Here is an 18,303-nt window from a genome sequence, read left to right as displayed (position 1 = left end):
TTTTTTAATATTATATCATTGTCAGTCTATTATTAAAAGATGTCCTCTCTTTCAATAGAAGTACTTACTATTCGATTTTGCTTTTGCAAAATATAGACAATCCAATTATGAATGGAAAAAGTTTTCTAAAAATGTGGTACATGCTCTCCTTATTGAATACGTTAATTATAGACGTTTATATTAGGAGGATCTTTATGGACAGTATTTTATATTATATTGCCTTGGGTTTATCATTAGCAGCCCCGATAGGGCCAGTAAATGCGGCGGTTATAAACAGAGGACTTAGGTATGGAATTCACCATGCTTGGGTTCTGTCGCTAGGTTCTCTCTTAGGTGATGTATTCTTTATCATTCTCGTATACTTTGGCGTGGCAAAATTGGCTAATATCCCAATTGTTCAAACCTTTCTTTGGTTGTTCGGTGCATTTGTCCTCATCTACACAGGAATAGAAGGAGTCATGACTAAAACTAGCACTATATCAAGTAGGGGTAAAGACAATAATTCTATGCTTCGGTCATTTGTTACAGGATTGCTGATGAGTATTATGAATCCGTTATCGATTATCTTCTGGTTAGGAATATATGGATCTATTTTAGCCTCTACTATACATAATTTTAGTACAAGCACGGTACTTCTATATACGGGATGCATGTTATTTGGCGTAGCAATCTGGGATATTACCGTATCGGTGCTGTCCAGTTTTTTCCGAAATGTCGTATCTGAACAGCTAATCACTTTTGTTAGTAGAATTTCTGGCCTGATTCTTGTTTTGTTTGGAGGTTATTTTGGGATTCGCGGAATTCAGTTCTTTTTATAATGTCGGCTGTTTCTTTTATTCTCCAGTAGAATCCCTTTTCCTTGTCTACATGGAGAAGCAAAACCTTTGTGGTTTAAATAATAGACTAAGTGAAAGGGAAAGTGACTATTAGAAATATCTCCTAAAAGTATGTAAAGCATTTTTAGGATTATTTCTAATAGTGCACTATTTTTAAAGAGTTTTCGTTTGAACCAAACCTTCTAATTGCTCTTGGATATTTTCTGTAACCATTCCTCCATGAAAGCAAACGACTTGTTTAATTGGATAAGCTAAAAACTTTTTGAGGGATTGAATCGCTAGCTTCATATTTGGTGTATGTACTGGATTTGGGTGCTGCAAGCGACCATTGGCAGCTATTAAGGCATCTCCAGCAATTAAAGTACCAGATCTTTTATGAAACAGGCTAATATGCCCTGGTGTATGACCAGGTGTATGAATTATCTCTATACCTCCATCTATGTCTAATAGTTGATTATTCTGTAGAGAAGCAGTAACTTTTGCTTTAGGTGGATGGAGATAAATAAATTTTAATGAATCAGGAAGTGATTTCCATTCTTTTTCGTTAAAATTATCAGGATTTGCTTTTAATAAAGGTATATCCCCTTCTATAAAAGGTATATCTCCTTCATGTGCGTAAATCGTTAAATGCTGCGTACATGCGGTTAATATTTCTGGTAAGCTACCTATATGATCAATGTCTTGGTGTGTTAACAAAATTCCCGTTAAGTCCTCCAAGGATTTATTTGCTTTGGCCATCGCTAAATTTATATCTTCCATATACCCCGGCATTCCTGTATCTATTAATAAGGTTTGTTTTTCATCCCATATAAGGGTTGGGTGAATGACAAAGGAATTTTTTTCAATCGTCAAGATCTCTATTCCTTTTAATTCTGCCATAATATTGTTCCCCATCTCTGATAGTTTTTTTTATAAGTATAGCGTTTTCGTTTTAATTAGTAAAACATAAATTTATAAGAATAGGGATGATGTATAGTTTGAAATAGGGGCAGATGTTTTCTCCCCCATTTTCTTCTTAAAATAAAGATAACTCGAACAATTATCCGAAAATTCTCTTAGGATCTCCGTATAATCGTTCGAGTTTATATTGGTTGGAAAACTTAGTCCCAGCCGATTTCTTTTCTTATTTCATTAATTTACAAATATTATTCGTAAATTCGACAGGATCTTCAATAGACAAACCTTCAATCAATAGGGCTTGATTATATAAAAGGTTTGTATAAAGAGCCACTTTGTCTTTGTCTTTTTCATAAGCCTCTTTTAATGATTGGAAAATTTCATGATTTTTATTAATTTCTAACACTTTGTCTGCTTTGATATTTTGATTGTCTGGCATCATACTTAACACTTTTTCCATTTCAATCGAAACTTCCCCTTCTGCCGTTAAACATACAGGATGTGATTTTAAGCGGGTAGACACTTTTACGTTTTTGACTTTGCCAGAGAGAATCTCCTTCATGTAATCAAACAACGCTTTGTTCTCTTCTGTTACTTCTTTTTCCTCTTTTTCTTCCTCTTGATCAAGGCCTAAATCTCCGCTTGATACGGATTTAAATTCCTTCTCTTTATATGTTGCAATCATTTTTATTGCAAATTCATCAATATCATCTGTTAAATAAAGAATTTCATAGCCCTTATCTGCTACTAATTCTGTTTGTGGAAGTTTTTCGATACGATCAATCGAGTCACCAGCTGCATAATAAATGAATTTTTGATCCTCTGGCATTCTCTCTACATATTCGTCTAATGATACTAGTTTTTTCTCTTTAGATGAATAGAATAAGAGAAGATCCTGTAACATTTCTTTATTCATCCCGAAATCATTGTAGACACCGAATTTGATTTGTCTTCCAAAGGATTCATAGAAGGATTCATACTTTTCTCTTTCATCCTTTAAAAGGCTGAGGAGCTGGCTCTTAATTTTCTTTGTTAAGTTCTTTTCAATCCGTTTTAATTGACGATCATGCTGCAGCATTTCTCTTGAAATGTTAAGGGATAAATCTTCAGAATCAACCATCCCTTTGACAAAACTAAAGTAGTCTGGCAGCAAGTCTGCGCATTTTTCCATAATTAAGACACCATTTGAATAGAGCTCTAGTCCTTTTTCATACTCTTTAGAATAATAATCAAACGGTGTTTTTTCAGGAATGTAAAGTATTGCATTATAACGAATTGCTCCATCTACGCTAACATGAATATGCTTCAATGGCTTATCATAGCCATAACGTTTTTCTTCATAGAAATTTTGATAGTCTTCTTCTGTTAACTCGTTTTTATTCTTTTTCCAAATGGGAACCATACTGTTAATGACTTGTTCTTCGCTAACTTCTTCATACTCATTTTCTGTGCCTTCTTTTAGCTTACTTGTCGTTACATCCATTTTAATTGGGTAACGGATAAAGTCAGAGTATTTTTTAATAATCGATTTTAAACGATAATCTTCTAAAAATTCATCATACTGCTCTTCTTCTGCATTTTCTTTAATTGTAAGGATGATATCAGTACCGATTGTTGATTTCTCCGTTTCTTCAATGGTATAACCATCAGCACCTTTTGACATCCATTTATAAGCTGTATCACTGTTCAGTGATTTAGTAATAACGGTTACTTCATCTGCCACCATAAACGCTGCATAGAAACCTACACCGAATTGCCCAATAATATCATGGCCATCCTTCGCTGCATTTTCCATTTTGAAAGCAAGGGAACCACTTTTAGCAATTGTACCTAAATTTGCTTCTAATTCTTCCTTTGTCATTCCAATACCAGTATCAGAAATGGTTAACGTACGGTTTTCTTTATTAGCAGTAATTTTAATAAAATAATTATCCTTTTCAAAATTAATAGAGTCATCTGTTAAAGCTTTATAATAAATTTTATCAATTGCATCACTAGCATTTGAAATTAATTCACGTAAGAATACTTCCCGCTGCGAATAGATGGAGTTGATCATCATTTCTAATAAACGTTTCGATTCGGCTTTAAATTCTTTCGTTTCGATCAATTTTCATACACCCTTTCTTCATTGTCTTATGTAATAATATTAGCACTTAAATGTAATGAGTGCTAATCTATTAATTAAATATCATATTTCATAAGGGATGTCAATTATTGTTATATAAAGGAAAGGAATGCACGGAATGGTCGTTAGCACAAAAAAATTCCCCGCTAAAGTCAGGGTGAATGGATGGTTAATAGGTCTAATAATCCTAAAAAGGAGACACAACTTTAAATGTGTCTCCTTTTTAGGATTATGAACTTTTAGTAGCTGTTTTTTCTATCTACCATTCCACTTATTAATAAGGATCAGCTTCATGGCTTTTCTTCACGGCATCTTTTGTAGCTTCATTGGCATCTATTGTTCCTTGCCCATATTTTGATTGACCTGCTTCACGCCCTGGAACATTTTCTTTGGCCATTTCTTTCATCTCTTTCATTTTCGTTTCGATGCCCTCTTTTACACGGCGGCCATAATCTTCATCTGCTTGTGTAAAGTGTTCAATCATTGCATTTTGAATTTTTTCATCACAGATTGCCAGTGCTTCCGATAGGTTTTTTATTAATTCTTCGCGCTCCCAATCTTCAAAGCTTCTGTATGTGTGACCAGCTTGTCCATAGTTATTAGGTCGGTCTATTGGTGCACTCATCGCCGCAGCATTATAGGTCGGCTGATGAGGCACCCGCTCTTCTTTCCCTGCCTCCTTAAAACCACCAAGCATAGATGGTTCATAGTTGATATGTGGGTTGTCCCCAGATTCTTTCGGATCACGTACATCCATTTGCCCACGATGTTGATTTGTGCGCACAGGTGCTTTTGGAGCGTTTACTGGTACTTTCAGATAATTTGCACCAACACGATAGCGTTGAGTATCAGAGTAAGAGAAGGTGCGCCCTTGTAACATCTTATCGTCAGAAAAATCCATTCCATCTACAAGTACACCAGTACCGAAAGCGGCTTGCTCAATTTCGGTATGAAAATCGACCGGATTACGATCGAGGACCATACGCCCAACTGGCAACCATGGGAATTTATCTTCTGGCCAAAGCTTCGTATCATCAAGAGGATCAAAATCTAGTTCTGGATGATAATCATCCTCCATGATTTGCACGTAAAGCTCCCATTCAGGATAATCCCCACGCTCGATTGCTTCATATAAATCTTGTGTAGCGTGGCCAACGTTCTTGGCTTGAATAGATTCTGCTTCCTCTTGCGTCAAATTGCGAATGCCTTGTTTTGGTTCCCAATGGTATTTTACTAATACTGCTTCACCTTGTTCATTTACCCATTTATAAGTGTTCACCCCAGAACCCTGCATATGACGATATGTAGCTGGAATTCCCCATGGTGAGAAAAGGAAGGTTATCATATGTGTAGCCTCAGGAGTGCGGGAAACAAAATCAAACATACGTTGTGGGTTTGGTACGTTTGAAACTGGATCTGCTTTAAAGGCATGTATCATATCTGGAAACTTCATGGCATCACGAATAAAGAATATCTTAAGGTTATTTCCAACCAAATCCCAGTTTCCGTCTTCGGTATACATTTTTACAGCAAATCCACGTGGATCGCGTGCTGTTTCAGGTGAATCCTTCGCCCCAGCAACAGTAGAAAAACGAACCATCAATGGTGTCTTCTTCCCTGCTCCGGAAAACACTTTTGCACGAGTATACTTTTCAACCGGTTCATTTCCTACTTTTCCGTAAGTTTCAAAATACCCAAATGCTCCAGACCCACGTGCATGTACGACACGCTCTGGTACTTCTTCCCGATCAAAATGGGAGATCTTTTCAATAAAATGGTAATTTTCGAGTGTGGCAGGACCGCGGTTCCCAATAGTACGGATGTTTTGATTATCTAATACAGGATGTCCTTGTCGCGTTGTTAACGTTTCGCGATCTTGATCTTGTCCCTTTTTATTATTCATATCTTTTTTCTCTGTCAAATAAATAACCTCCTAGTAATTAGTCATTATTAGTTGTATCCAATAAATGTTAATTCATGCTGTTGGAAGTAAAGGATGGAGTAAAACCATTTAAATATTGGGGTTACGGTATTTTTTTTACTCTCATTCTCAAAGAACTTGCATAATACTAATAAAAGGAATGAAATAGTAAATGGATTACATACCTTTTCTTTATTTACTTTTACCCATTAAATTCTTGGTTAACCTATTTCTATACATGCAAATTCTGGTATAAAATGAAACAGATTTTTAAAGCAGTTAATAGAAAAAAGTTAAAAAACTATGTAACATATTAAAAGCAACAATGAAAGTAAATTAGATCAATAGTAATAAAGGCTCTTCGATTTGCTGGTTATTAATCGAGTAGATGACCTAATCTATTGGTTCAGACTTTTCCTAGATGTTAAATAGTCATTTCCTTCTTCTTTACACTCCTCCTCTTTAAGTACGTAAATAGTGTTACCAGAATAAGGATGGATATGCACAAGAAAAAAATAAAAAAAACACATACAAAATGCAGTTTTTAAAGATGGAGAGACATGCCAGGAGCATCTTGTTCTCTTTCTATGAATCCTAATTTTTTATAAAAGGGATGTTTTCCTTTGGCTGAAAATAATTGAATGGATTGAATACCTGATTGCTGGCATTTAGATACGAGCTTTTCAATTATTTGCTTTCCTAATCCTTTGCCCTGCTCATCAGGATGAACCATTACGTCGCAAATTAATGCTTGATATACTCCATCTGATATCATGCGACCAAAGGCGATAAGTTTTTGATCATTATAAATAGAAACAGAGTACCAGCTGTTTTTTGCTGCTTTATACAATTGTTCCCGGGTATAGTTTCCTTTTTTATTTTTTAATAAACCGCTGTCCTCATGTAATCGGGCAAACTTTATGAATGGTGGGAGCTCTTCTGTTATAATGTAATCCATGCTTCTTTTCCCCTTTAATCTTCGAATTCTTATAATTATATTTATACATTATTATGAATTAATATTCAATTATTTTTTACAAAAAAGCATATCTTTTTCAGATATGCTTTAAGAGGTTATTAAGTAGATTTTTGCGCCTTTTTTCCTTGCCAAATTATCCAGATAAAATACCCGAACAAGAATACAAAGAAAATAATGGATGATGTTATAGTCTTCATTTCTTCTGACATAGGTAAAGGTTTTACTAGAAGGTTTGGAAGATAGAGAATAACAGGGAAAAAGACAACCCATGATTTACTCCACCAAGCAAACCAGCATAAATAAACAAAAGGAATAAGAAAGAATAGTAGTTGTTTAGTTACCGTATCAATCATATATACTGGTCCATAATTATTCCCGTAGAACATTAACACAATAAACATTCCTATAATTAATAATTGTAAGGGGAATATTATGGCAAATGCTTTTTTATTAGAGACATTTCTTGATGAAATGAAACGGAATATGACAACGTACATACCAAGCATGACAACACTAATCAATAGAGAACCTAATCCAACTAATAAAGATATTTGATTTTCGCCTAAAATAACTTTTCCAATTAAGGTATAGGCAATTAAACTAATAAATACATGTGGTAATAGTTTCCCCCATTCGATTAAATCTGTCTGCATTTCTTTTGCTAAACTTTCCATATATGCTTTTGGGGAATCTCCCGTTATTTCTGATATATTCTTTCCATTTGCTTCTGCTTCTTGTAAATGATCGGTCAATTCTTCGACAATCTCTTTGATTTCTTTTTCCTTTTTTCCTGTTGTTAATAAATATAGATATAAATTTTCCACAAAAGCTTCTGCTTCTTTCGATAATTTCACTTACTTCTCCTCCCTTATATCTTTTAATAACCAATGTACACTTGTTGCCAGTTCTGTCCACGTATCAGCAAATTCATCTAGGACTTTAGTTCCTTTATCCGCAAGAGAATAATATTTGCGCTTTGGACCAGATGGAGATGCTTTTGTTTCTACTGTAACAAGCTCTTCCTTTTTCATTCGTAAAAGTACAGGATAAATACTTCCTTCACTAATCATGGTAAATCCATAAGCTTCTAATTTTTCAATCATTTCATAACCATAAATCTCTCCTTTGGATATAATTGCAAGTAAACATCCTTCCAAAACTCCCTTTAACATCTGACTTTTTGACATGGACATATATCCTTTCTATTCAGACTATATTGTATAGCAAGATAGACGCTATATTGTAAAGCAACATTCTATCTTTAAACTTATCTTACCATATGGTATTTTGCATTGCAAGATACTTGTAGAAAATTAGGCTCATCTTTTTCCAATTAGCTTTCATAGTGGACTTCCACTCCCTCATACAGTAAGGAGAAGGAGGTGGAGTAGTGAAAAAAGTTATTAAAATCTTGTTTTTACCCTTTCTGTTTTTAATTACAGCTTGTTCAACGGATCCAGTTCGAGAGGATTTACTTGAATATGTAAATGAAGATATGAAAACAGCGTTTGAATTAGAAGTAAAGGCTGTTTCTGCATACGATTCTGTTTCGGGTATTAATTATACGGATGATTGGACCATGTATGATACAATCCAAACTACGGTTATACCCAATTATAATGAATTTATTAAAGAGTTGAATTCAGTACAAGTGGAAACAGAGGAATTAAGAGAAATTCATGAAATATATATTGAAGGTGCTGACACACAATACAATGCATTTGTGAAAATACTTACAGCGCTAGAAACACAGGATATCGCGCTAATAGAAGAGGCAAATGCTATGCTGGAGGAAGCTCGTAAACTGATTCGACAATATATGAATGAATTAGATAAACTTGCGAAAGAGCATGAAGTGGAATGGGATGATAATACAGTGAGTGAATCACTTTAATCCGTTATAAGAAAAAATCCGAGAGGTAAAAACAAAGTTTTTACCTCTCGGACAATTGTGTTATTCGGGTTTAGTTCCTTTATTCAATTGGTTATAGAAAAAAATTCCACTTAATAGTAAAAGTACTCCGAAGCTAAATGTTTTAATATCTGCAGTTCCTGCAATAATTACCCATATAGAATATATCGTTGCAATGATACCAATAACAAAGTCTACTCTTCTCGATTTCATGGAAGTATACGTTTCTCCTGACATAACTAATTTTAATTGGAAAATAGACGAAATTAAATAAGGAACAAGATAGCTTAATGTCGCAATATAAATGATAAAGTCAAATGCCTGCGAAATACTCTTTGAAACGGTGGAGAAAATAAACAATTGCCCTAAAATATTGGTCACGACTAAAGAAAAGGTTGGAATACCCTTTTTATTTTCCTTTAAGAAAGCAGGAATAAAAATTCCTTGTTTAGCAGCAGCATAAGGTACTTCTGCGCTTAACATAATCCATCCGATCGTAGAGCCAAATAAGCTGATTAACCCGATAGCTGCTAGTACTTTACCGGCAATTGGTCCCAGTACAGTTTCGATCGCATCGATTAAAGGTTTCTGCGAAGCAATTAGTTCATTTTGGGAAAGAATTCCCATAACAAGTGTGCTTATACCAATATAGATTGCTAATGCAATTAATAGTCCAATAATGGTTGCTTTTTTAACATCTGACTGTTTTTTTGCTCGAGAGGCAAAAACGACGGCCGACTCTACCCCGATAAATGCCCATAATGTGGTGATAGCTGCACTGTTGATTTGTCCGAACAGACCAACCGAATGATTTACTTTAGGTTCAGCAAATGGAAGGATATTGCTTGTTTCAAATGCAAATAAAGCAATAATAATAAATAGCATAAAACCGATTACTTTTGCTGAAGTAGCGAGTATATTTAATTTTCCTGCATTCTCTAGACCGTTTAAAATGATCCAATGGGTTCCCCATAATAAAATGGTACAAACAAGAAAGGTTAACGCATTTCCCACGTAAAGGGTAAAAGAGCCAATATTTATTAATGCTGCTTCACTTGTTAGAATAGGGAAAAAAGTGGATAAATAGCCTGCAAAAGTAGTGATAATGGCAACATTACCCGCTAAATTTCCAATCCAATATCCCCATGTTGACATAAAACCAGATAAAGTAGATTTTTTGGACCCTCGTTTAAATAACTCTTTCGCATAAATTTGTGGACCACCTGTTAATTTTGGTTTGCGTATAGCTAAATTTCCAAATACTAAGGCTGTAACTAACACACCAAATCCGGTTAATAACCATGCAAGAATAACCCCAGCTGGACTTGCGACTTCCGCTAATGAGCGTGGCAGCATAAATATTCCCGAGCCAACCATATTTCCAACGACTAAGGATATTAATATCCCCAATCCTAATTTTCCTTTTGTGTTCATATTTGTCTCCTTTATGATGTATTTTGCTCATGCTAGGACATAGGAGATTTACTTGAAGCCTTATATCTGTATACAATCAATTGTATTTTTATTATTTCTAAGGCATAAAAAAAACACACCTTTAAATGGTGTGAAACGCTAAAACACCATCAGATAAACAGGATAGTTCATCATAGTAAGATCCTATGACAGTTCTGCACCTATTCGTATGCAGACCCAGCTACTATTATCAGAGAATAATAGTGCTTCGGCGATATTTCCTTTCAAAAGCAATCAATAAGCTCTCTGGCTTTCCCTCTTTTTACTAATAAAAATCGCGACCTCTACCTCATCTCGAGCTGATAAGGATTTTGTTATGAAATTACATGTACTAGGTTACGGGATCTGACCATCAATGTCAATGGATATATAAATAGAGGGAAATGTCGCTAAATTCACAATTATAGATTCTTTTATCGTTTATTCGTTTTAAGAACTTTCTAAAAAGCACTGTCAATTGCTTTATTATGTTTTTCCCAATTTTAAATTTTTCTAAACAAATAAGCTCTGCTTTAAAACAGAGCTTGAGTTTACTGTGAAATCAATGGAGTTCAATTGTTTAATGAATCGTGAAAGTATCCTCATATGTCTCTCCCTCTTTCTGCCATTTTACAGCCATTTTATAAATATGCCCTCTTTTCGGACTATTTCCTAAATAAAATTCTGTAGCAAAAGGATGCAGAGTAGTGACTGACCCATCTATGTCTGTTCCTTCCACAAAGGAATCAGTTTGTGCTAATATCTCATCGTTGTCTGTAAATGTTAATTCTTTTACTTCCACTTTTTGTTTATCTAATTGTTTTAATTTACCCTGCCAGCCTGTAGGCTCACTTAGATCTAAATTTTTCTTATAGGTATACTTCCACATGCCATTGTCTGACTTACCAGAAATGGACAGAGTTGAAGCATATGCATAGAAACTTGAAAAAATAACTATAAATAAGACTAAGCCGGTGATTAGAAACTTCTTCTTCAAAAAAATTCTCTCCTTTCATTCAAGCGGTAAAGCAATTCTCTACTTTGAATTTAGCACCTCACTACTCCTAATTCGAACTATTAATTTACAAATATTTGTCTGCGTGAACACATAAATACATTGTATCACCAGTTTTTCATAAATGAACATAGAATAGGGATATCTTACAATCTCAAATTGAACTTTTTCAGTGTCTTCCCTGTAGCAAAGTAGTCATACTTGTCCTTGTCATAGTGAACAGTTGTCGTAAAAAGGAATAAAAAAAGACCATAGGCGAAGACCTTGAATTGTAAGGTGTTTGTCTATGATCTGGTACTTTATTTTGGTACAGAGCTTGCTTCTTTATATTTATAAAGTTGTTATAATTGGTTTTTCTTTTGTAATAATTACAGTGTGCTCATACTGGGCAACATAGCTTTTATCTTTAGTAGTAAATGTCCAGCCATCATTTCCTTCATCTACTTCCTCTGAACCGGTTGATATAAATGGTTCAAAAGCGATTACCATTCCATCTCGAAGCAGTTCTGTATCCCATGAATCAAAATAATTTAGAATATGATCTGGTTTCTCGTGAAGAGATGTTCCAATTCCATGTCCTGTCAGGTTTTTAATTACCGTAAATCCGTTCTTTTTTGCTGTGTTGTATACAAACTTTCCAATACGATTCTTCTTCGCTCCTGGTTTGAAGCATTTAAGCCCTTCTTCAAAAGCTTCTTGTGCTACTTCACAGAGTTTAATAAGCTTAGGATCGCCATTTCCTACTACAATCGATTTTCCAGTATCAGCGAAATATCCATTTTTGCTTGCAGAAACGTCAATATTAACTAAATCTCCTTCTTGAATGACACGATCTCCTGGGATTCCGTGAGCGACCTCTTCATTTACAGATATACAAGTATATCCTGGGAAATCGTACATTTCTTGAGGGGCAGAAACCGCACCATGTTCGGCAAATAACTTTCCAGCCAGATTATCTAATTCTTTTGTCGTCACTCCCGGTACTGTATTTTTTATTAATTCCTCTCTGATAATGCTTACGATTTTCCCGATTTCTTTTAAACCGTTAATGTCTTGTTCACTTTTTACTATCATGTAAATTCTCCTTGTTTATATCAGTTCTCGAATCTTTTTCGCGTATACTATTATATGCTAAATAAAGCACTAAGTAAAAGAAATTCCATTATTATCGCCAAATAAAAAAGAAGAACAGAGAGATGGCTTATTCTTTTTTAACGTTCTCAATTATGTTGGTTTAAATATTTAGTGAAGTTATTTTGCTAATAAAGCGTTGTTATCCATTGATTATAAATAAGTTTTCATTTTTCTAATTAAAATCACATATCATCTATTTTTTTTACATAGCATGTACAAGAAAGGATGTGGGAGAAACGAATGTTCAGTATGACCATCTTACTTAGCTATATCTTATTAGGATTAACATTAGCTGCTCCGATTGGTCCAGTAAATTCCGCTAGAATTGATAAAGGAATTAAAAATGGCTTTTGGCATGCTTGGATTGTTGGTTTTGGATCCATGCTTGCAGATGGTATTTTTATGATAATGGTATACATAGGAATGGTTCATTTTCTTGAAATAGAAATCATTCAAATATTTCTTTGGCTATTTGGGGGCTTTATTTTGATTTATACGGGGATGGAAAGTATTGTAGGTGCCCAGCATCTTAAATTGGATTCCCTTCGAGGAAAAGATTCTTTGTTTAAATGTTTTTTAACAGGTTTTATCATGTCTATAACAAGTCCATTATCCATTTTATTTTGGTTAGGCATATATGGCTCGATATTAGCAAAAACGGCCCAAGAAAATGGGACTAGTTCTTTATTGATATATAGCAGTATGATTTTTCTTGGTCTTACTTTATGGGATTTGATTGTAGCTGCTTTAACAAACGGCTTTAGACGTTTTCTTACACTTAGAACTTTAAGAGGCATTTCCATTATTTCTGGTGCTTCCTTAGTTATATTTGGCGTGTACTTTGGTTATCAAGGAATGATGAAATTATTCTTTTCCTCATAAAAAGTGTGGGGATGTTGTTTTTCGCAATATCCCCACACTTTTTTAATCAGCTAATCCCCATACGGAAACACTCTTCGCATTAACAGGAAATTCGCCGTATCCATCTTCATCAATTGTCACGCGATCTTTTCTTGTATTTGTAAAATCGATCCATTCTTCACCACTTCGTGATTCACCAACAAACATTTTTTTGTTTCCATCATCCTTATTGGATATAACAACAGCACATCCGGATTTTTCCATTTCAGCTTCTCCATGGCGAACCCAACCAATTATATTTGGATTATCAAAATAGTCATCCTGTTTGCCGTAAGCCTTTTTCTTGCGAACATATAATAAGGGGTCGATGGCTGCCTTTTTTCCATCTATTGGCTCGTCCCCGCTAATTCCAAAATAATCTCCATAAAATATGGTTGGATAGCCGTCTTTTCGAAGTAAAATAAGGCTGTAGGCAATTTGCTTAAACCAATCTTCTACCCATGATTCTAATGATTCATTTGGCTGTGTATCATGATTATCAACAAATGTTACACAATTAAGAGGATTTTCTTTTACTAACGTTCCCTCGAAAATCGTTGTTAAATCAAAGTTACTTCCTTCCATGGAGGCAGTATGCAATTTATAGTGTAGTGGGACATCAAATAAATCGATTTTGTAATCCATTTGCTCTAAAAATTCCTGACATTCTTGCAGATCAGCTTTCCAAAATTCACCTACGAAATAAAAATCGTCTTTTTCTTTCAGCAAGGAAGTGGCGAATTTTTTTATAAAATCGTGGTTTATATGTTTAATGGCATCTAATCGATAGCCATCACAATTTAGTGTTTCGTAAAGCCATTTTCCCCATGAAATCATTTCATTTTGGACTAGCTCATTATTATAGTCAATGTTTGCAAACATTAAATAGTCATAATTTCCAAATTCATCATCGACGTTTGAATTCCACATTTTATTATCGCCTACAATGCGGAATACCCCTTCTTTTTTTGTCTTATTATCATAATCGGTTCCGTTAAAATGCTGGAAGTTCCACTTAAAGGATGAATAAGTATCTCCTCTTCCTGGAAAAGTGAATTTTGTCCATGCTTCGATATCATGTGGTTCTGATATCTCTTCTTCTCTATTTTCAGGATTTACTTCAATTGCTTTAAATGTTTCTTTCTCATCTGCTGCTGCTTTGTGATTCATTACCACATCCACATAGACTTGAATTCCGACATTATGACATGCCTCAATAGCTTCCAGTAATTCCTTTTTCGTTCCATATTTTGTACGAATACTGCCCTTTTGATCAAATTCCCCTAAATCATATACATCGTAAACGCCATATCCATTGTCTTCATTGGAGGCAGCTTTCGTCACAGGTGGAATCCAAATGGAATCAATACCAGCTTCCTTTAATTCTCCAGCTTTTTCTTTCAATCGGTTCCAATGTTGACCATCGGCGTCTAAATGCCATTCGAAAAATTGCATCAATGTCTGATTTTCCATCTATCATTTCTCCTACTCCATATAATTTGTAGCTTTTCTCACAATGAAAATTATTGAGAAGCTTTCATATGAAGTAATACTACCCAAAAATACTATATTTCAAGCCTACTTGAAATATAGTATTTAAAGAAAAGTAATTTTATTTAATGGATAGGAAGACATTTCTTATTATTAATAATGAAATTGACTGATTAGATTTTTTAAATGATCAGCTGTTTCAGCAAGTGTAATGGCAGAAGCAGATACTTCCTCAAAGGATGCGAGCTGCTCTTCAGAAGCTGCTGAAATTTCTTCTGATAATTCAGCATTTTGTTTGCTAAATAAAAGTAATGTATCAAAGGTTTCAGAAAGCAATTTAATGTGTTGATACACCTCTTCAGAAGAGATAGTTACTCGATTAATAATCGGCATCGTTTCATTCATACTAGTGGAAATAGAGTGAAATGCTGATTTGACCGAAGACATAATGGATAGTCCCCCATCTACTTGCTGATGAACACTTTTCATTCGATCTACTGTTGAATGTGTATCCGTTTGAATCCCTTTTATTAGGTGCTCAATTTCTGTGGCAGAGTGTTGCGTAGTTTCCGCTAATGTTCTAATCTCCTCTGCTACTACCGAAAAACCTTTTCCGCTTTCCCCTGCTCTTGCTGCTTCTATTGCAGCATTAAGAGCCAATAAATTCGTTTGGTTTGCAATGGAACTTATCAATTGAATAATTGATTCCACTTCTTTTGAACGCTTATTCAGATCATCAATTTGTTTATCAGACTTATTGACTGATTCCACAATTAGCTGCATTTGTTCTTCTGCTTGATAGATGGCGCGTTCTCCTTCTTTCGCTTTTTCAACTGTCATTGTGCTTAAATTGGACATGGACAACGAGTTTTCTCTAATAAATCCCGTTCTCTCGGTGATCTCTTTCAGCTTAGTAGAATTTGCTTCTATCTGTTGTTTTTGATAATCCGCTTTAGTTGCTATTTCTTGGGTAACAGACACTAAATCTTCAACAACCTTCGTTGATGAAGTAGAGCTGATGGTAAGATTCTCACTAGAGGCAGCAACTTGGCTGATACTTTTTTCCATATAGATAATAATGTGCCTTAAACTATCTTGCATTTTCTGAAAGGAAGAAGTTAAATGACCAATTTCGTCTTTCCTTTTAACAATTAGTTTTTGTGTTAAATCACCTTTCCCAACTAGTCCTGCTTTTTCTTTTAATTGATTTAGTGGCTTAAGGATAGATTGGGTATTGAAATAAATAAGAATGGAACCAATGAAAACAAAAAGAATGATGGCCCAAAATGATGCTTTCAAGATTGGAGATGAAGCCTCTGATACTTCTTTTGCATACATGGAGCCTGCTATTTTCCAGCCTGTAAGCTTATTGGTGAGATAAGTAAGTTTTTTTTCTTTGTTATCCAAACTATATGTAAAAGTCCCGTTTTCTTTCCTTTTCATCTGCTCGATATAGTTTTCTGTACCGATTTCTCCAATTTTTTCGGTAGGATGTGCCATATAAGCATTATTTTCATCAATAAGGAAAGCATATCCTTTTTTACCTATTGTGACATTGTTCACAATAGATTGTATGGCACTAAGTTTAATCTTTAAACCAATTACTTTATCGCTATCTTTAGTGCTTCCAGCAATCGTAACAACCATTTCATTTGTACTTGCAGATATGTATGGATCAGAAATATAAATTTCTTCAGGGTTCTCTTCTGCTTTAATAAACCATTCACTTGCGGTTGGATCGTAATTATCTGCCATTTGCCTATCTGGCTTTTGTATATATTGTCCTTGCTTTGTAGCATAAAATATGCTGTCAATGTCATCATAAAAATAATAATAATCTTCTAGTGTAGCAAGGATTTGATCGTTTGATACAGGTTTACTTTCTTCTCCCCAATCTTTTCGAAGTTTATCCACTTGCTTTATTTTAGTGGATAATTCGATGTTGATATTTTCGTCTAACCGTTTAACTTGCTGGGAAGCGTTGTCCATTATTTCTTCCTCTAGCTGATTTTTGGAATTGAAGTAGGAAAAGCCCCCAATGAAGATAGTTGGAATAAATAATAGAACAAAAAAGCTTGCATATAGTTTCTTTTTAATCGTCATGCTGTAATGAAATCGCTTTAGTATTTTTCTCATTTTGATTAATAGCTCCTTTACGATTGAGAATAGGACCTATTTATTATAAATGAATCTTTTTCTTCTATATCGAAAGAAGGATAAATGTCATAAAAATGCCTTAATTTAACAAAAAAACCTTACATTCAAATTAGGTTATCATTTGAATGTAAGGGAAAAGTACTAGTTTTTATTTTTTATAAATTCGGCTTTTATTTCTGCGAGTACTTCTTTATTCGTAAGAATTTCTAAACCTGTAAGAGCCATTGATTTTGCACCTAAAATCATGGCATCTCTACCTTGATCAGACATAGCAGCTTCTCTAAATTCATGAGTATGACAAGCGTATGCCTCATTACAGATTTTTACATAGGGATGAATAGATGGAACTACTTGGCTGACATTGCCCATATCAAGGGATCCTGAACCATCCCGCTGCTCCTGTATTTCAGATGCATCTACGCCTAAATCAACAAGCTGTTTTGTAAATAAATCAGATAAAGTTTGGTTGGTAATCATATCATCATAGGAGAATTCATAGAAACTAGATTTAACTGTAGCACCTGTTTGCAGGGCAGCTCCCTCTGCACATTGTTTTACTTTTTCTACTAATTTATTAACTTCTTCTCTTTTTCCTGCTCGGACATAAAACTGTGCAACAGCATAGTCAGGGACAATATTTGCCGCTTTTCCACCTTCTGTGATTACTCCATGGATACGTGCATCTGACTTTATATGCTGTCTTAGAGCATTGATACTATTAAAGGTCTGTAATACAGCATCTAGTGCATTAATGCCTAAATGCGGGCTTGCTGCAGCATGAGCAGCTTTGCCGAAAAATTCAAATTGGATAGCGTCCATTGCAAGTGAATCGCCGCTCGTCATATAATTATCTAATGGATGGACCATCATTGCCACATCTAGCTCCTCAAAAATTCCTGCTTCTGCCATTGTTACTTTCCCGCCTTTTGTTTCCTCAGCAGGCGTACCGTAAACAATCACTTTTCCTCCTGTTTCGCTTAAAACTTTACTAAGACCAATTCCAGCAGCAATTCCCATAGTCCCGATTAAATTATGTCCACATGCATGACCAAGCTCAGGAAGTGCATCATATTCTGCCATATAGCCGATAACGGGACCATCATTGCCGCTGTCAAAGGTTGCTTTAAAGGCAGTAGGTAAATCACAGATCCCTATTTCAACGTTAAAACCATGCTGTTTTAAGGTATCAGTTAAAATTTCACAAGCTTTAAATTCTTCATGGCCTAACTCAGGATTTTCTCCAATATAAATACTTATATCTTTAAATTTTGCTTCGTTTTCATTAATTGTATCTAGGATGATTTGTTTCATCATTTTCGCACCTTTCTATCTTTCTACAATAATAGTTTACCAATTTTTTATAAAAAAGCTAGAAAAAATATGTTTAAAAATAATATCGTTAGTATATTTATACATTAGATTTATAAATATCTTACGATAAATGAAGAAACTGGCTTCGCTTTATTTAAAAGTTGTCGCCAGTT

15 protein-coding genes and 1 riboswitch are annotated in these 18,303 nt (G+C 34.6%); of the genes, 3 read left to right on the top strand and 12 right to left on the bottom strand.

Annotated features, from left to right (window positions below):
- Positions 1 to 194: 194 nt before the first annotated feature.
- Complete coding sequence (locus NX902_RS12770) at positions 195 to 818, top strand: LysE family translocator (protein ID WP_171509638.1); 624 nt, start codon at positions 195 to 197, stop codon at positions 816 to 818.
- 171 nt (positions 819 to 989) lie between these two features.
- Here the strand turns inward: NX902_RS12770 and NX902_RS12765 are convergent, their stop codons facing one another.
- The 6 genes from NX902_RS12765 to NX902_RS12740 form a co-directional block, all read right to left on the bottom strand.
- Positions 990 to 1,715, bottom strand: coding sequence for an MBL fold metallo-hydrolase (locus tag NX902_RS12765; protein WP_123257704.1), 726 nt, complete (start codon positions 1,713 to 1,715; stop codon positions 990 to 992).
- Positions 1,716 to 1,959: 244 nt separating this feature from the next.
- On the bottom strand, positions 1,960 to 3,837 hold the full coding sequence (gene htpG, locus NX902_RS12760; RefSeq protein WP_095328887.1) for a molecular chaperone HtpG: 1,878 nt from the start codon (positions 3,835 to 3,837) through the stop codon (positions 1,960 to 1,962).
- 295 nt (positions 3,838 to 4,132) lie between these two features.
- Positions 4,133 to 5,761, bottom strand: a complete 1,629-nt coding sequence (locus NX902_RS12755) for a catalase (protein ID WP_123260876.1) — start codon at positions 5,759 to 5,761, stop codon at positions 4,133 to 4,135.
- A gap of 562 nt (positions 5,762 to 6,323) precedes the next feature.
- Positions 6,324 to 6,737 carry a GNAT family N-acetyltransferase gene (locus NX902_RS12750; RefSeq protein ID WP_095328834.1) on the bottom strand — a complete coding sequence of 138 codons (414 nt, stop codon included), beginning with the start codon at positions 6,735 to 6,737 and terminating at the stop codon, positions 6,324 to 6,326.
- A 119-nt stretch (positions 6,738 to 6,856) separates the two neighbouring features.
- Positions 6,857 to 7,612: a DUF1048 domain-containing protein gene (locus NX902_RS12745; protein ID WP_123257703.1), complete on the bottom strand. Its 756-nt coding sequence runs from the start codon at positions 7,610 to 7,612 to the stop codon at positions 6,857 to 6,859.
- Positions 7,613 to 7,945, bottom strand: coding sequence for a PadR family transcriptional regulator (locus NX902_RS12740; RefSeq protein ID WP_095328832.1), 333 nt, complete (start codon positions 7,943 to 7,945; stop codon positions 7,613 to 7,615).
- 203 nt (positions 7,946 to 8,148) lie between these two features.
- Between NX902_RS12740 and NX902_RS12735 the strand changes: the two genes are divergently transcribed.
- On the top strand, positions 8,149 to 8,652 hold the full coding sequence (locus tag NX902_RS12735) for a hypothetical protein (RefSeq protein WP_095328831.1): 504 nt from the start codon (positions 8,149 to 8,151) through the stop codon (positions 8,650 to 8,652).
- Between the two features lie 60 nt (positions 8,653 to 8,712).
- On the opposite strand, the gene NX902_RS12730 is transcribed toward NX902_RS12735, so the two are convergent.
- The 3 genes from NX902_RS12730 to map form a co-directional block, all read right to left on the bottom strand.
- A complete protein-coding gene (locus NX902_RS12730) occupies positions 8,713 to 10,104 on the bottom strand; it encodes an amino acid permease (RefSeq protein ID WP_172859551.1) in 1,392 nt (463 codons plus the stop codon).
- A 155-nt stretch (positions 10,105 to 10,259) separates the two neighbouring features.
- Positions 10,260 to 10,438, bottom strand: a riboswitch (Lysine riboswitch).
- Positions 10,439 to 10,702: 264 nt separating this feature from the next.
- Entirely contained in the window at positions 10,703 to 11,119 is a 417-nt protein-coding gene (locus tag NX902_RS12725) for a hypothetical protein (protein WP_095328829.1), read from the bottom strand.
- A 348-nt stretch (positions 11,120 to 11,467) separates the two neighbouring features.
- Positions 11,468 to 12,211: a type I methionyl aminopeptidase gene (gene map / locus NX902_RS12720; RefSeq protein ID WP_172859550.1), complete on the bottom strand. Its 744-nt coding sequence runs from the start codon at positions 12,209 to 12,211 to the stop codon at positions 11,468 to 11,470.
- A gap of 300 nt (positions 12,212 to 12,511) precedes the next feature.
- Between map and NX902_RS12715 the strand changes: the two genes are divergently transcribed.
- Complete coding sequence (locus NX902_RS12715) at positions 12,512 to 13,153, top strand: LysE family transporter (RefSeq protein WP_095328827.1); 642 nt, start codon at positions 12,512 to 12,514, stop codon at positions 13,151 to 13,153.
- A gap of 42 nt (positions 13,154 to 13,195) precedes the next feature.
- Here NX902_RS12715 and NX902_RS12710 read toward each other — a convergent pair whose 3' ends face one another.
- The 3 genes from NX902_RS12710 to NX902_RS12700 form a co-directional block, all read right to left on the bottom strand.
- Positions 13,196 to 14,644 carry an alpha-amylase gene (locus tag NX902_RS12710; RefSeq protein WP_095328826.1) on the bottom strand — a complete coding sequence of 483 codons (1,449 nt, stop codon included), beginning with the start codon at positions 14,642 to 14,644 and terminating at the stop codon, positions 13,196 to 13,198.
- A 171-nt stretch (positions 14,645 to 14,815) separates the two neighbouring features.
- A complete protein-coding gene (locus tag NX902_RS12705) occupies positions 14,816 to 16,798 on the bottom strand; it encodes a methyl-accepting chemotaxis protein (RefSeq protein WP_341160756.1) in 1,983 nt (660 codons plus the stop codon).
- Between the two features lie 162 nt (positions 16,799 to 16,960).
- Positions 16,961 to 18,130 (bottom strand): M20 family metallopeptidase, encoded by a 1,170-nt coding sequence (locus NX902_RS12700; RefSeq protein ID WP_445668889.1) that lies wholly within the window; start codon positions 18,128 to 18,130, stop codon positions 16,961 to 16,963.
- Positions 18,131 to 18,303: the final 173 nt, after the last annotated feature.

It is taken from the genome of Niallia sp. FSL W8-0954, from assembly GCF_038005605.1.
Lineage (GTDB): Bacteria > Bacillota > Bacilli > Bacillales > Cytobacillaceae > Niallia > Niallia circulans_A.
The sequence above is the reverse complement of the archived record's forward strand: the minus strand, read 5'-3'. Positions and strand labels throughout refer to the sequence as shown.

Coding starts and splice junctions, on each gene's coding strand:
- NX902_RS12770 (WP_171509638.1), top strand. CDS start 195: ATGGACAGTATTTTATATTATATTGCCTTGGGTTTATCATTAGCAGCC.
- NX902_RS12765 (WP_123257704.1), bottom strand. CDS start 1,715: ATGGCAGAATTAAAAGGAATAGAGATCTTGACGATTGAAAAAAATTCC.
- NX902_RS12755 (WP_123260876.1), bottom strand. CDS start 5,761: ATGAATAATAAAAAGGGACAAGATCAAGATCGCGAAACGTTAACAACG.
- NX902_RS12750 (WP_095328834.1), bottom strand. CDS start 6,737: ATGGATTACATTATAACAGAAGAGCTCCCACCATTCATAAAGTTTGCC.
- NX902_RS12740 (WP_095328832.1), bottom strand. CDS start 7,945: ATGTCAAAAAGTCAGATGTTAAAGGGAGTTTTGGAAGGATGTTTACTT.
- NX902_RS12730 (WP_172859551.1), bottom strand. CDS start 10,104: ATGAACACAAAAGGAAAATTAGGATTGGGGATATTAATATCCTTAGTC.
- map (WP_172859550.1), bottom strand. CDS start 12,211: ATGATAGTAAAAAGTGAACAAGACATTAACGGTTTAAAAGAAATCGGG.
- NX902_RS12715 (WP_095328827.1), top strand. CDS start 12,512: ATGTTCAGTATGACCATCTTACTTAGCTATATCTTATTAGGATTAACA.
- NX902_RS12710 (WP_095328826.1), bottom strand. CDS start 14,644: ATGGAAAATCAGACATTGATGCAATTTTTCGAATGGCATTTAGACGCC.
- NX902_RS12705 (WP_341160756.1), bottom strand. CDS start 16,798: ATGAGAAAAATACTAAAGCGATTTCATTACAGCATGACGATTAAAAAG.
- NX902_RS12700 (WP_445668889.1), bottom strand. CDS start 18,130: ATGAAACAAATCATCCTAGATACAATTAATGAAAACGAAGCAAAATTT.